Genomic DNA, 13,685 nt, shown 5'->3' on the forward strand with positions numbered 1-13,685 from the left:
TACAATACTAATATAAGGAAAATAAAAATGGCTAAGGGGCAATCTCTTCAAGACCCATTCCTAAATGCACTACGTCGCGAGCGTATTCCTGTTTCGATCTACCTTGTAAACGGCATCAAGCTTCAAGGCCAGATTGAATCGTTTGATCAGTTTGTGATCCTTCTGAAAAATACTGTAAACCAAATGGTTTACAAGCATGCGATTTCAACGGTAGTACCAGCACGTGCTGTTAGCCATCACAGTGGTGAGCGTTCTGGTGGTGACCGTCAACAAGAGAAATCTGACGATTAATACCCAGATAAATAAAAACAGATACTTAAATAGGAGTTGGTCGCTTGTTTGACCGTTACGAATCGGGTGAACAGGCTGTACTTGTTCATATCAACTTCACGCAAGAAGGTGAGTGGGAAGATCTTAGCGAATTTGAAATGCTGGTCTCTTCTGCAGGTGTTAACGCGTTACAGACCGTAACGGGTAGCAGACAATCCCCTCACCCCAAATACTATGTTGGGGAAGGTAAAGCTCAGGAAATTGCACAAACGGTTCAATTGACTGGTGCTGATATCGTGATCTTCAATCATGCCCTTTCTCCTGCCCAAGAGCGTAACCTAGAAAGTCTGTGTAAATGTCGAGTGTTGGACCGTACTGGTCTGATCCTCGACATTTTTGCCCAGCGCGCACGTACCCATGAGGGTAAGTTGCAGGTTGAGCTAGCACAGCTACGTCATATCTCAACAAGATTGATCCGTGGTTGGACGCACCTTGAGAGGCAGAAAGGTGGTATCGGTCTACGTGGTCCCGGTGAAACTCAGCTTGAAACTGACCGCCGATTGCTGCGTGACCGCATCAAAGCGATCTTGCGTCGCTTAGAGAAAGTTGCCAAACAGCGTGAACAAGGCAGACGAGCCCGAAATAGAGCCGAAATTCCCACTATTTCCCTCGTGGGTTATACCAATGCGGGCAAGTCAACCTTGTTTAACCGCATTACTGAAGCTGGGGTGTATGCAGCTGACCAGTTATTCGCAACTCTAGACCCCACATTGAGAAAAATAGAATTGGCGGACGTTGGTTCGGCAATTTTGGCGGACACGGTCGGATTTATTCGCCATCTTCCGCATGATTTGGTCGCGGCATTTAAGGCAACACTGCAAGAAACGCAGGAAGCTGACATTTTGTTACATGTTGTCGATGCCAGTGATGAGCGTTTTCGTGAGAATATTCAAGCTGTTCATGACGTGCTAGAAGAAATTGATGCCGATGAGGTACCAACACTAGTAGTAATGAACAAGATAGATAATCTAGATGGCCAGCGTCCACGTATAGAACGTGACGACGAAGGTATTCCGAGAACCGTTTGGGTCTCTGCCATGGAAGGGCAAGGCATCGAACTGTTGTTTGAAGCGCTCACAGAGCGTTTAGCAAGCCAAATGGTTCAGTATCAACTGAGAATTCCGCCGCAATTTCAGGGGCGTTTTCGTAGCACATTTTTCCAGATGAATTGTATTCAACGAGAAGAGTATGATTCAGAAGGTAACTTGTTGATTGATATTCGGATGCAACAAGTAGATTGGTCTAGACTTGAAAAAAGAGAAGGGGCAGTTTTAGGTGACTTTATAGTTACTTAAAGGACTGCTACAGTATAACGTCATACTAAATGATGGAGCTTCCTAATGGCGTGGAATGAGCCTGGTAATAACAATGGAAACAACGGCCGCGATAAGGACCCTTGGGGGAACAACAATCGCGGAGACCGTAATCAAGGCGACCGTAACAACGGTGGTCGTGATCAAGGACCGCCTGATTTAGATGAAGTCTTTAACAAGCTGAGTCAAAAAATCGGTGGTAAGTTTGGCAAGCGTGGTGGCGGTGGCCCATCAATTGGCGGCGGTGGTAGTGCAATTGGCTTCGGCGTGATTGCGTTGATCGCGGTTGTCATTTGGTTCTTTTCTGGCTTCTACACCATTAGCGAAGGTGAGCGCGGCGTCGTGCTCCGTCTAGGTAAGTTTGATCGTATTGTCGATCCAGGTCTTAACTGGCGTCCTCGCTTTATCGACGAATATGAACCAGTCAACGTTCAAGCGATTCGCTCTCTGAGAGCGTCGGGAACGATGCTGACTAAGGATGAAAACGTAGTATCCGTCTCAATGGACGTTCAGTACCGCGTTTCTGATCCGTATAAATACCTGTTTGTGGTCACTAACGCTGACGATAGCTTGAGCCAGGCGACTGACTCTGCGCTTCGTGCGGTAATTGGTGATTCTCTAATGGATAGCATTTTGACCAGTGGTCGTCAGCAAATCCGTCAGAGCACACAAGAAACATTGAACGAAATCATCGACAACTATGACATGGGTCTGTCTATTGTAGACGTCAACTTCCAGTCGGCACGTCCGCCTGAGCAGGTTAAAGATGCGTTTGATGACGCGATTGCAGCGCGTGAGGATGAAGAGCGTTTCATCCGTGAAGCGGAAGCGTACAAAAACGAAATCATTCCTAAAGCGACAGGTCGTTCTGAGCGTTTGAAGAAAGAAGCGCAAGGTTACTCCGAGCGCATTACTAACGAAGCGCTAGGTCAAGTAGCTCAATTCGAGAAACTGCTACCTGAATACCAATCAGCTCCAGAAGTAACGCGTAACCGTCTATACCTCGACACAATGGAAGAGGTGTATTCGAACACGTCTAAGGTGTTGATTGACTCTGAATCTAGCGGCAACTTGCTGTATCTGCCAATTGACAAGCTAGCAGGCCAGGAAGGGGCATCGAAATCCCGTAAGCCAAAAGAAACGTCGGCTTATGAAGAGATTCAACTAGATCCTTCGTCTAGCAGCACTTCGTCAAATGACAACACGTCTCGTAATAACTCGACTCGTCAAGGGAGATACTAATAATGCGTAAATTGATGATACCAGTATTAGTCGTTGCCTTAGCATTGATGCTGATGTCCTTGTTTGTGATCCCTGAGGGTGAGCGTGGCATCGTAATTCGATTTGGTCGTGTTCTTTCTGATGATAATCAGGTGTCTCGTATTTACGAGCCGGGCCTGCATTTCAAAATGCCACTGTTTGACCGTGTGAAAACACTAGACGCGCGTATTCAAACAATGGATGGACGCGGTGACCGCTTCGTTACGTCTGAGAAAAAAGACGTAATCATTAACACCTATGTTAAATGGAAGATTGAAGATTTCCGCCAGTACTACCTGGCAACAGGTGGCGGTGACGCGCTAACAGCACAAGCGCTTCTAGAGCGTAAGGTGACGGACGTACTTCGTTCTGAAATCGGTTCGCGTGAAATCAAGCAAATCGTTTCTGGACCTCGTAACACCGATGTACTTCCAGACAGTGCGGACAGTGAAGAAGTCACAACAGAAGCGGCACGCCAAGCACTAGAAATTGATGGTGAGCGCGACAAGGTTATGAGCAACGTATTGAGAGATACACGTGATAGCGCAATGACCGACTTAGGGGTTCGAGTGGTGGATTTCCGTATCAAGAAAATCAACCTACCTGATGAAATCAGTGAATCGATCTACCGTCGTATGCGTGCAGAGCGTGAATCGGTTGCTCGTAAGCACCGTTCTCAAGGTCGTGAGAAGGCTGAGGTTATTCGTGCACAAGCGGAACTAGAAGTGGCGACACTACTAGCGGAAGCGGACAGAACAGCTCGTGTAACACGAGGTGGCGCGGATGCAGAAGCTGCGGCTATCTACTCAGATGCTTACAGCAAAGATCCTGAGTTCTTTAGCTTCTTACGCTCGCTATCTGCGTACAAGACCTCTTTTGCGGACAAGAGCGATATCCTCGTTCTGGATCCTAAGAGCGAGTTCTTCCGTTACATGAATGACATGAACGGCGCACCAGCGGCGAAATAAGAGTTTAACAAACTGTACAATAGGGCTCCTCAGGGAGCCCTATCTTTTTGGAGAAAAAACATGTCTCAATCATTGTGGGTGGCACTCGGTCTGGTTTTGATTGTTGAGGGGCTGGGACCGTTATTGGCCCCAAAAGGGTGGCGTAATATGGTGTTGCAGCTTGCTCAGCAGCCAGACGAGCAGATTCGTAGAGTCGGTGGCTGCCTTGTCGTCGCAGGGGCAGTGATCACGTTTATGTTGTTAAATTAACCGCAATATTTGACTTTTTATTAGTGAGCATCAGGGACTTACCCCTTTGTGACATTTTTATGCTTAAAAAATGACTGCATAATTGTGATTTCGGTGCTAGAATCCTTTTTTAACTAGCAATCAGATTGGAAAGATGGGAAATAACGTAGTCGTTCTGGGCACCCAATGGGGTGACGAAGGTAAAGGTAAAATCGTAGACCTTTTAACTGAAGATGCAAAATACGTGGTTCGCTACCAAGGCGGTCACAATGCAGGTCACACTCTAGTCATTGACGGTGAAAAAACCGTTCTTCATTTGATTCCATCAGGTATTCTTCGCGATAACATCAAGTGCATTATCGGTAACGGTGTTGTTCTATCTCCTGAAGCATTAATTAAAGAAATGAAGCCTCTTGAAGAGCGCGGCATTCCAGTTCGTGAGCGTCTTTTCGTTTCTGAAGCTTGTCCTCTAATTCTTCCTTACCACATCGCTATCGACCAAGCGCGTGAAATCGCTCGTGGTAAAAAAGCGATTGGTACAACGGGTCGTGGTATCGGTCCTGCGTACGAAGACAAAGTTGCTCGTCGTGGTCTACGTGTTGGCGACCTGTTTGACAAAGAAGTCTTCGCTGAGAAGCTAAAAGAAGTGATGGAGTTCCACAACTTCCAACTAGAGCACTTCTACAAGACTGAAACAGTAAGCTACGAAGACGTACTAGAGCAGTGCATGGGTTACGCTGACCTACTCACTTCTATGGTTATCGACGTAACTGACGAACTTGACGCGGCGCGCAAGCGTGGCGATAAGATCATGTTCGAAGGTGCTCAAGGTACGCTTCTAGATATCGACCACGGTACATACCCGTACGTAACTTCTTCTAACACGACAGCAGGTGGTGTTGCGGCAGGTTCTGGTTTCGGTCCTCGTCACATCGGATACATCCTTGGTATCACTAAAGCTTACTGTACTCGTGTAGGTTCGGGTCCATTCCCAACTGAGCTATACGACGGTGTAGACAAGCAAGATCCAATCGGTAAGCACCTAGGTACAGTTGGTCACGAGTTTGGCGCAACGACTGGTCGTCTTCGTCGTACAGGTTGGTTCGATGCCGTGGCAATGCGCCGCGCTATCCAAATCAACTCTATCTCTGGTTTCTGTCTAACTAAGCTAGACGTACTAGATGGTCTAGAAGAGCTAAAAATCTGTACTGGTTACAAGATGAAAGATGGCTCTATCCTAGAAGTTTCTCCAATGGCTGCTGAGTCATTCGAAGAAGCAACGCCTATCTACGAAACCATGCCAGGCTGGTCTGAAACGACATTTGGTGCAACTTCTATCGAGCAGCTACCTCAAGCCGCTCTAGATTACATCAAGCGTATCGAAGACCTAACCGGTGTGCCTGTAGACATCATCTCTACTGGTCCTGACCGTAACGAGACTATCATCAAGATTCACCCATTTGAGTCTTAATTTAGCCTTGTAAGTATTGAGAGCCAGCGACATGTCGCTGGCTTTTTTGTACCTGCTATTTTTATCTTTACTCAGTTACTTAGTGTGATCTTGTGCCAAGTATTTGACGTTGCTTCGACTCGATGAAAGAAAAGTGGCAAAATATTGCCGTTTTTTCTAAAGCGTGGCGGATGACTGCCGATAAAAATGAGACCAATGACAAGTTATTGGTGGATGGCAGTTTCTAAGCATGAGGAGCAGGATTAGTGATTAAGCGACACAAACTGGCAGCACTTGTTTGCATGGCGCTACTCGGCCCTGTAAAAGCAGTGCACAGTAAAGAAGTGGGTGCGCCTATCCCTATTTACTCCGAGGATGAGCTGATCGGTTTGATTGAAGAGAACCGACACCTAGCCCGCGTGAAAGAAGATAATTGTCAGCTTGTCGAAGACATCATGGCTCGTGCCACACGTATCAGTCTGCCATCTTATGAGTTTCTTTATGGGGACATGCTGGCATGGGGCGTCTGTGTTCCTCAAGACGTTGAGCTTGGGCTCTATTATATGGAGAACGCCGCTCATCAAGGTCTGCCTGTTGCCCTTGAACAACTTGGTCGCTACTACTCAAAAGGCACTTTTGTTCAACAAGACAAAGAGCGGGCTATCCCGTATTTCCGAGAGGCCGCGTCGATGGGCAACATTGATGCGAGGATTCAACTTGCTGAACTGCTACTGCGAGATTACGGCAGCCCGCTTGATTATGAAGATGCTTACCGTTGGCTTTATAACTCGGTCACACCGGACGGTCGTAAGCACAAACGTATCTCTATGCTAAGGCGCGGTCTTGAGCAGCGCATGCCGGAAAACATCATTGCACGAGCAAAGCGTCGTTCGACCTTCTGGTAGCCGTTAAATCTTCTAAATCTGATGCAGAAAGGTAAAGCAATTCTGTAGCTTATCTGCTGCGTCAGTTATAATCGACCTATCCCTCCTAAAATATAGGTCAGACTATGTCGAACAAGCCTAGCGATATAAAAGTAGACGACCCTTTTGCAGCAAGAGAGTCTGAGAACTACGAAAATCCCATCCCAAGCCGAGAGTTCATCTCTGATTTCCTAGAAAGTGTTAACGTACCCATGAACAGAAACGATCTGTTCGAAGCATTGGGTCTATCTGGTGAAGAGCAGTATGAAGGATTGCGCCGTCGCTTGCGCGCAATGGAGCGCGATGGGCAGTTGGTGTTTACTCGACGTCAGTGTTATGCACTCCCAGACAAGCTAGAAATGATCAAAGGCTATGTCATCGGCCATAAAGATGGTCATGGCTGGGTTCGACCTGAAGGGAGCATGAATAAAGACAATGATGTGCTGTTGCCACATCATCAAATGCGTACCTTGCTACACGGTGATTTCGTATTGGTTCAACCATCGGGTACCGATAAGCGTGGCCGAAAAGAAGGTCGTTTGGTTCGCGTTCTAGAAGAGCGAAAAACCCAAGTTGTCGGTCGTTTCTTTATGGAATACGGCTACGCCTACGTGGTTGCAGATGATTCTCGCATTAGCCAAGACATCTTGATCCCAAATGAACATCGTGGTGGTGCTCGTATGGGTAATGTGGTGGTGGTTGAAGTAACCGACCGCGGCAGTCGCTCTCGTGGCATGATGGGACAAGTGGTGGAAGTACTCGGTGAGAACATGGCGCCGGGTATGGAGACGCAAATCGCGATCCGCACTCATCAAATTCCTCATGAATGGCCTGAAGAAGTCGACAAGCAGGTCAAACAGTTTGGCGAGTTTGTTCCAGAAGAAGCCAAAGAAGGGCGCGTCGATCTTCGTGACCTGCCTCTGGTCACAATCGATGGTGAAGACGCCCGAGACTTCGACGATGCGGTTTACTGTGAGCGTAAGAAAAGCGGTGGTTGGCGTTTATGGGTCGCCATTGCGGATGTCAGCTACTACGTTCGCCCAGATACACCACTCGACAAAGAAGCGATCGTGCGCGGTAACTCGGTTTACTTCCCGTCTCAGGTCGTGCCTATGCTTCCAGAGGTGCTCTCTAATGGCCTTTGTTCACTCAACCCACAAGTGGATCGCTTGTGTATGGTGTGTGAAATGACCATTTCTGAGACAGGCAAGCTTTCAGGCTACAAACACTATGAAGCGGTGATGAACTCCCATGCGCGTCTGACTTACAACAAGGTGAGCGACATTCTTGAGGGTAACGAAGAGCTTCGTGAGCGCTACAGCGCTGTGGTTCCTCACCTTCATGAGCTGCACAACATGTATAAAGTGCTCAAGGGTGCCCGTGATAACCGTGGTGCGATTGAGTTTGAAACGGTTGAAACTAAGTTTATTTTCAATGCCGAGCGTAAGATCGACCGCATCGAACCTGTGGTTCGCAATGACGCACACAAGATCATTGAAGAGTGTATGATTCTGGCGAATATCGCTTCTGCTTCTTTGGTAGAAAAAGCCAAGGAGCCAGCTCTATACCGAGTGCACGAAACTCCCGGTGAAGAGAGACTGCAAGGTTTTAGGGATTTCCTTGGCGAGTTAGGTCTTGATCTATCTGGCGGTCTTGAACCATCACCGACCGACTATGCTGAGCTGATTAAAAAGATTGGTGAGCGCCAAGATAAAGAGCTGATTCAAACCATGCTGCTTCGCTCCATGAAGCAGGCAGTCTACAATGCCGATAACGCCGGACACTTTGGCTTGGCGCTAAAACGCTATGCGCACTTTACGTCGCCAATTCGTCGTTACCCAGATTTGCTGCTGCACCGAGCAATCAAGTACCTCATTGCCAAGCAAGAAGGCCGCAATACAGATCGCTGGACACCAACTGGTGGTTACCATTACTCGTTTGACGATATGGATTACTACGGTGAGCAGTGTTCTATGACCGAACGTCGCGCCGATGACGCAACCCGTGATGTGGCCGATTGGCTCAAGTGTGAGTACATGCAAGACCATGTAGGTGAAGTCCTTGATGGCGTGATTGCCAACGTGACTGGTTTTGGCTTCTTCGTGCGCTTAACAGAGCTGCACATCGATGGACTAGTGCATATTTCGTCACTGGCGAACGACTACTATCAATTTGACCCTATTGGTCAAAGACTTATCGGTGAAAGCTTCGGTGCGATATACCGTTTGGGCGATGCCGTTAAAGTGAAAGTGCTGTCGGTTAACCTAGATGACAAGCAAATAGACTTTGAATTAGTCGAAACAAGTCGTAAGCTACGCGGCAAAGGAAAGACGGCGAAAAAACGCATGGCTGAAGCTGAAAAGAAAAAAGCCAAAGCGAAACAGCGTGTCGCTGAGGTAAGAGGCAAGCGCAGCCCTAAAGCAGCGAAGCCGATGGTCGAAGCTACCAAACGCCCAGATGGACAAGAAGAGGATGTGCTTCCTCATAAGCGCAAGAAGTCCAAAGCCACCAAATCACGCAAGAGCAAGGCGCGCCAAAATAAGGCTCGTAGTAAAGCGAAGAAATAACGAATTCAGGATTATTCCATGAGTAATGAATTTATTTACGGTATCCACGCGATTAAAGCGGTTCTTGAAAAAGATCCAGTGCGCTTTGTGGAAGCCTATGTACTAAAAGGGCGTCAAGACGATCGCTTGATGCCGCTGTTGAACGAACTCAACCAAATTGGTGTGTCGATTCAGCAAATGAACCGCAAAACACTGGATGACAAAGCCAGCGGTGCGAATCACCAAGGCATCATTGCTAAGGTAAAACCGGCTAAGCAGCTCAACGAAAACGATCTCGATGATGTATTAGCGCAGCATGAACAGCCGTTACTGCTTATTTTAGATGGTGTCACCGACCCGCATAACCTTGGCGCATGTCTGCGTAACGCGGATGCGGCGGGTGTGGCGGCGGTGATTGTACCGAAAGACCGCTCTGCACCAATGACCGCGACAGTTAGCAAGGTAGCGTGTGGCGCTGCTGAGACTGTTCCTCTTATCCGTGTGACCAACTTGGCACGTACAATGCGCGCGCTGCAAGAGAAAGGCATCTGGATCGTTGGAACTGCAGGCGAAGCGACGCACGATATTTATCAAGCGAAGCTGTCTGGCTCTCTAGCGGTTGTTATGGGCGCAGAGGGTGATGGTATGCGTCGCCTGACTCGTGAAACCTGTGATGACCTTATCAAGATCCCAATGGCTGGTGCGGTATCGAGCTTAAACGTCTCGGTGGCATCAGGTATTTGTCTTTTTGAAGCGGTTCGCCAACGCGCTCTGTAATTAGTATGCTCGAACGACAAAGCCCCAGTAAGAAACTGGGGCTTTGTTTTTTCTATTTGATGACACAGTGACTTAATAGTGCGGTGGTGGTGTCTCTTCTGATGGATCTGCCAAGTTTGAGGTATCCATGTTTTTCACTTTGCCAACCACATATTTCATCTGGTCTTGCATTTTACTGATCAGCAGCTGTTGCTGAGTCAACGCATCATTGAGTTCTTCGATGGTCTGCTCTTGGAATGCCATTTTGCACTCCATATCATTGATTCTCTCTTCGAGAGCTTGAATCTCTTTATTGCTCATAAGGTTACTCACTAATTTTCCAAGCTTGGATGACACCAGCTGACGAGGCAGAAAGTACGCGCTGGTTGCTCTCAAAGGCGGCATCATACACTACTCCTCGTGGCGGACGAACATCTTTTAGCAATTCTACTTCGAACCCCTCAAGTCGTTTTCCGGTCTTACTATCCCAAACCATGAGACGTGAAGAGGGAGAGCCAGTGACTAATCGCTTACCATCATCAGAAAAGCGGGCCGAGGAAAAGATCAGTTGTCGGGTCCAGGTACTGAGCTGACTAATCTGCTTGCCCGATGTTAAATCCCAAATAATCGCGTCATTACCTGTATCAGAGGTAAGCGCAAATAATCCATCTCTCTGTAGCTCGACCGTTCCGACACGTTGCTGATGTTCAAAACGATGTAATATCTGACCAGATTCCGTACTCCAGAAATAGGCGTTATGGTCATTGCCTCCGGATAGTGCGTATTTACCGTTAGGCGACAGCGACACGGAATTAACTTTTTCTACGTGCGCAAGGAACTCTAGCCGCCTTCCAGTGACTAAATCGATAAATATTGCTTTACCATTACTAAGACCAACAAGGACTTCGTCACCAGAATTACCGAGTGCGATGTCTTGAATTAATCCATCTGAGATCGACCAAAGCCCCGTTGATTGAGACCAAGCTAGGTCCCAAATAGCGAAATTGGTTTGGGTGGCAGTGACGGCAAAGCGTCCATTGTCGCTAAAGCGAATGAGGGAAATAATGTTTTCGTCAGGGTCTTGAATACCTAAGCGAGCTAGGATCTTATTTTGTTCGAGATCCCAAAGCTGTAGGTGTTGCTGTTTGGAATAGAGGAGTGCGAATCTCGCATCTCGACTCAGTGCCATTGCGGTCGAGCCTTCAAGCGCTAGGTCCCAACGTTTTTCTGAGTCTGTGGAGAATAGGCAACCATTTAACAGGCTGATGACAATTAACCACAGCACAGAATGAGATATTATTCGCATCATTACTGTTATTCCACGTTGAGTATTGAGTTTAAGCTAGTATATTTATAGTTTGAGCTACTAGGAAATAGTTACTAGATTTAGTTAGTTATGCATGCTTGCTGAACGTTATTCTTAGAGCATGGCTAGGTATTAAGTCTACAAGAATGTCCATCATTGGAGAAATAAATGAAATCACTATTTAAAGTGTCGCTACTTGCTGCGACAGTTATGTTGGCAGTCGGTTGTCAAAAAGAAGAAGAACCAAAAGTTGAGCCAGCAGCGCAAGAGCAAGTACAAGCTGAAACAGGTAAAGCGGTTCACTTTAAAACAGAAGATGACAAAGCGGCTTACGCAATCGGTGTGTCTTTTGCTAACTACCTAAGCACAAGCATCGAGAAACCAGCAGAGTTTGGTATTGAGCTTAAGAAAGAGCTGGTACTTAAAGGTATCGAGCAGGCTTTTGCTGGCAATGCTGAGCTAAGTGAAGACGAGATCCGTGCGGCGCTAGAAGGTCTAGACAAGCGTGTTGCGGAAACGATGCAAAAGCAAGCTGAAGAGAAAGCAGCAGCTGCAATGAAGGCGGGTGATGATTTCCGCACTGAGTTTGCGAAACAAGAAGGCGTAACAGCGACGGAATCTGGTTTACTTTACCAAGTAGAAACAGAAGGTACTGGTGACAAGCCTAAAGAGACTGACACCGTTCAGGTTCATTACAAAGGCACGCTTATCGACGGCACTCAATTCGATAGCTCTTACGATCGTGGTGAGCCAGCAACGTTCCCACTTAACCGCGTCATCCCTGGTTGGACAGAAGGCGTTCAGCTGATGACTGTGGGTTCTAAGTACAAGTTTGTTATCCCGCCAGAGCTAGCATACGGCGAACAAGATACTCCGACTATCCCTGCTAACTCAACGCTAGTATTTGAAGTTGAACTACTGAAAATTGAAGGCGATGACGCTCAAGCAACGCAATAATGCTTGATATTGCATGACAAAAGGCTCACTACGGTGAGCCTTTTTTATTGCGGTTTATTTCAGGTACAAGAAAAAACAGCACTTTTTTTGCCCTAAATCACTTGTTGGATACATACATAGAGGTGGCTCTCAAATTTTCTGATAAACTTACGGTAATTTTTTTAAGTATCGTTAGGGTCCAACTACAGTGACTGAAATTTCTAACCCAGATGAATTGCTCGAGATGGAGTCGGTTGACGTGGCGCCATTTAGCGAGCACGACAAAATCATCTTACAATCCTATGAAGCGGTGGTAGATGGGCTTGCGAGCTTGATCGGACCATTCTGTGAAATCGTTTTGCACTCACTTGAGTCGTTGAACACGTCAGCAGTAAAGATCGCTAACGGCGAGAACACGGGGCGTCAGGTGGGGTCACCGATCACCGACTTAGCGCTTAAAATGCTGAAAGATATTGAAGGCTCTGAGCGCAACTTCTCTCGCTCTTACTTCACTCGCGCCAAAGGTGGCGTATTGATGAAGTCGATTACTATTGCTATCCGCAACGGTGATAACCGAGTGATTGGTCTGCTGTGTATCAACGTCAACCTAGATGCGCCGTTCTCACAGATTCTTCAATCCTTTATGCCGACACAAGATGCCAAAGATGCGGCTTCATCGGTTAACTTCGCGAGTGATGTAGAAGAGCTTGTCGACCAAACGGTAGAGCGTACGATTGAAGATATCAATGCCGACAAGTCAGTGTCTAACAACACTAAGAATCGTCAGATTGTTATGGAGCTCTATGACAAAGGGATCTTCGATATCAAAGACGCCATTAACCGCGTTGCCGATAGATTGAATATCTCGAAACACACCGTTTACCTGTATATTCGTCAGCGCAAGACAGAGGACGAGTAATTGTCTGCTTTGACCTACAGTCTAGTGGTAAACGGCTCTGTGTATGGAAGTCAGTCAGCCCGTAATGCGTATCAATTTGCCAACGCGCTGATTGCGAAAGGGCATAAGCTTGTCAGCGTCTTTTTTTACCAAGATGGTGTTCACAACGCATCGCGCTTAACGGTGCCAGCGAATGATGAATTCGACTTGGTCTCTGCTTGGCAAGCGCTTTCGAATGAACACGGCGTTCGTTTGGAAACCTGTGTCGCAGCTTCATTACGCCGTGGCGTGCTGGGGAGTGATGAGGCGTCGCAGCATCAAAGAGATGCCGACAACCTAGCCAGCGGCTTCGAGCAAGCAGGGCTAGGCAGTCTTGCCAGTGCGATGCTAACCCAAGATAGGGTGGTGCAGTTTTGACAACATTAGCTTTTGTATTTAGCTCACTACCGCATGCGAGTGCTGCGGGTAGAGAAGGCTTGGATGCGCTGCTCGCGACGTCCGCGTTTACAGAAGACATCAAAGTGTTCTTTGTCGGAAACGGTGTGAATCAGCTGCGGAAAGGGCAGGAGACTCGCTCTATTCTATCTAGAGACTACATCAGTGCATTCAAACTGATGGATCTTTACGACATTGAGCAAGTGTTTGTCTGTGAGCAAAGCCTAGAGCGTTATCGCTTAACAGAAGAAGAGTTGCTTATTTCTGCTCAAGTTGTCTCAGCGTGTGCGATTGCTGATGAACTCAATCAATGTCATAAAGTATTAACTTTCTAGG

The 13,685-nt window shown here is 47.2% G+C and carries 15 protein-coding genes; 13 read left to right on the forward strand and 2 right to left on the reverse strand.

Features of this window, described 5'->3' with window-relative positions; genetic code table 11:
- The first annotated feature begins 27 nt into the window (after positions 1 to 27).
- The 9 genes from hfq to rlmB all read left to right on the forward strand — a co-directional run bounded on the left by hfq (position 28) and on the right by rlmB (position 9,795).
- Positions 28 to 291 (forward strand): RNA chaperone Hfq, encoded by a 264-nt coding sequence (gene hfq, locus J4N45_RS01390; protein WP_042478951.1) that lies wholly within the window; start codon positions 28 to 30, stop codon positions 289 to 291.
- A 44-nt stretch (positions 292 to 335) separates the two neighbouring features.
- Positions 336 to 1,625: a ribosome rescue GTPase HflX gene (gene hflX / locus J4N45_RS01395; protein WP_128650082.1), complete on the forward strand. Its 1,290-nt coding sequence runs from the start codon at positions 336 to 338 to the stop codon at positions 1,623 to 1,625.
- A gap of 45 nt (positions 1,626 to 1,670) precedes the next feature.
- Positions 1,671 to 2,885: an FtsH protease activity modulator HflK gene (gene hflK, locus J4N45_RS01400; protein WP_252013176.1), complete on the forward strand. Its 1,215-nt coding sequence runs from the start codon at positions 1,671 to 1,673 to the stop codon at positions 2,883 to 2,885.
- A 2-nt stretch (positions 2,886 to 2,887) separates the two neighbouring features.
- Complete coding sequence (gene hflC, locus J4N45_RS01405; RefSeq protein WP_252013178.1) at positions 2,888 to 3,871, forward strand: protease modulator HflC; 984 nt, start codon at positions 2,888 to 2,890, stop codon at positions 3,869 to 3,871.
- Positions 3,872 to 3,931: 60 nt separating this feature from the next.
- A complete protein-coding gene (locus tag J4N45_RS01410) occupies positions 3,932 to 4,120 on the forward strand; it encodes a DUF2065 domain-containing protein (RefSeq protein ID WP_042478945.1) in 189 nt (62 codons plus the stop codon).
- A gap of 133 nt (positions 4,121 to 4,253) precedes the next feature.
- Positions 4,254 to 5,570 carry an adenylosuccinate synthase gene (locus J4N45_RS01415; RefSeq protein WP_252013180.1) on the forward strand — a complete coding sequence of 439 codons (1,317 nt, stop codon included), beginning with the start codon at positions 4,254 to 4,256 and terminating at the stop codon, positions 5,568 to 5,570.
- 263 nt (positions 5,571 to 5,833) lie between these two features.
- Positions 5,834 to 6,454, forward strand: a complete 621-nt coding sequence (gene motX / locus J4N45_RS01420; protein WP_503056836.1) for a flagellar protein MotX — start codon at positions 5,834 to 5,836, stop codon at positions 6,452 to 6,454.
- Positions 6,455 to 6,558: 104 nt separating this feature from the next.
- Entirely contained in the window at positions 6,559 to 9,039 is a 2,481-nt protein-coding gene (gene rnr, locus J4N45_RS01425) for a ribonuclease R (RefSeq protein WP_252013181.1), read from the forward strand.
- Between the two features lie 18 nt (positions 9,040 to 9,057).
- The gene (gene rlmB / locus J4N45_RS01430; RefSeq protein ID WP_042478943.1) at positions 9,058 to 9,795 is read left to right on the forward strand and encodes a 23S rRNA (guanosine(2251)-2'-O)-methyltransferase RlmB; all 738 of its coding nucleotides are present in this window, start codon (positions 9,058 to 9,060) and stop codon (positions 9,793 to 9,795) included.
- Positions 9,796 to 9,867: 72 nt separating this feature from the next.
- Here the strand turns inward: rlmB and J4N45_RS01435 are convergent, their stop codons facing one another.
- The gene (locus J4N45_RS01435) at positions 9,868 to 10,095 is read right to left on the reverse strand and encodes a SlyX family protein (RefSeq protein WP_042478959.1); all 228 of its coding nucleotides are present in this window, start codon (positions 10,093 to 10,095) and stop codon (positions 9,868 to 9,870) included.
- A 4-nt stretch (positions 10,096 to 10,099) separates the two neighbouring features.
- The gene (locus J4N45_RS01440; protein WP_252014633.1) at positions 10,100 to 11,080 is read right to left on the reverse strand and encodes a WD40 repeat domain-containing protein; all 981 of its coding nucleotides are present in this window, start codon (positions 11,078 to 11,080) and stop codon (positions 10,100 to 10,102) included.
- A 168-nt stretch (positions 11,081 to 11,248) separates the two neighbouring features.
- On the opposite strand from J4N45_RS01440, the gene fkpA reads away from it, so the two are divergent.
- From fkpA to tusC, 4 genes are all read left to right on the forward strand, one after another.
- Positions 11,249 to 12,037: an FKBP-type peptidyl-prolyl cis-trans isomerase gene (gene fkpA / locus J4N45_RS01445; RefSeq protein ID WP_128650077.1), complete on the forward strand. Its 789-nt coding sequence runs from the start codon at positions 11,249 to 11,251 to the stop codon at positions 12,035 to 12,037.
- Between the two features lie 223 nt (positions 12,038 to 12,260).
- Positions 12,261 to 12,935: a helix-turn-helix transcriptional regulator gene (locus J4N45_RS01450; protein WP_042478957.1), complete on the forward strand. Its 675-nt coding sequence runs from the start codon at positions 12,261 to 12,263 to the stop codon at positions 12,933 to 12,935.
- Entirely contained in the window at positions 12,936 to 13,331 is a 396-nt protein-coding gene (tusD, locus tag J4N45_RS01455) for a sulfurtransferase complex subunit TusD (RefSeq protein ID WP_197058851.1), read from the forward strand.
- Positions 13,328 to 13,684 (forward strand): sulfurtransferase complex subunit TusC, encoded by a 357-nt coding sequence (gene tusC, locus J4N45_RS01460; protein WP_252013182.1) that lies wholly within the window; start codon positions 13,328 to 13,330, stop codon positions 13,682 to 13,684. The genes tusD and tusC overlap by 4 nt, the downstream gene beginning before the upstream one ends.
- Position 13,685 lies beyond the last annotated feature (1 nt).

It is taken from the genome of Vibrio sp. SCSIO 43140 (assembly GCF_023716585.1).
GTDB lineage: Bacteria > Pseudomonadota > Gammaproteobacteria > Enterobacterales > Vibrionaceae > Vibrio > Vibrio maritimus_B.

Bases quoted from the DNA above. Each gene is read 5' to 3' on its own strand.
- hfq (WP_042478951.1), top strand. From the start codon at position 28: ATGGCTAAGGGGCAATCTCTTCAAGACCCATTCCTAAATGCACTACGT.
- hflK (WP_252013176.1), top strand. From the start codon at position 1,671: ATGGCGTGGAATGAGCCTGGTAATAACAATGGAAACAACGGCCGCGAT.
- hflC (WP_252013178.1), top strand. From the start codon at position 2,888: ATGCGTAAATTGATGATACCAGTATTAGTCGTTGCCTTAGCATTGATG.
- J4N45_RS01410 (WP_042478945.1), top strand. From the start codon at position 3,932: ATGTCTCAATCATTGTGGGTGGCACTCGGTCTGGTTTTGATTGTTGAG.
- J4N45_RS01415 (WP_252013180.1), top strand. From the start codon at position 4,254: ATGGGAAATAACGTAGTCGTTCTGGGCACCCAATGGGGTGACGAAGGT.
- rnr (WP_252013181.1), top strand. From the start codon at position 6,559: ATGTCGAACAAGCCTAGCGATATAAAAGTAGACGACCCTTTTGCAGCA.
- rlmB (WP_042478943.1), top strand. From the start codon at position 9,058: ATGAGTAATGAATTTATTTACGGTATCCACGCGATTAAAGCGGTTCTT.
- J4N45_RS01435 (WP_042478959.1), bottom strand. From the start codon at position 10,095: ATGAGCAATAAAGAGATTCAAGCTCTCGAAGAGAGAATCAATGATATG.
- J4N45_RS01440 (WP_252014633.1), bottom strand. From the start codon at position 11,080: ATGCGAATAATATCTCATTCTGTGCTGTGGTTAATTGTCATCAGCCTG.
- fkpA (WP_128650077.1), top strand. From the start codon at position 11,249: ATGAAATCACTATTTAAAGTGTCGCTACTTGCTGCGACAGTTATGTTG.
- J4N45_RS01450 (WP_042478957.1), top strand. From the start codon at position 12,261: ATGGAGTCGGTTGACGTGGCGCCATTTAGCGAGCACGACAAAATCATC.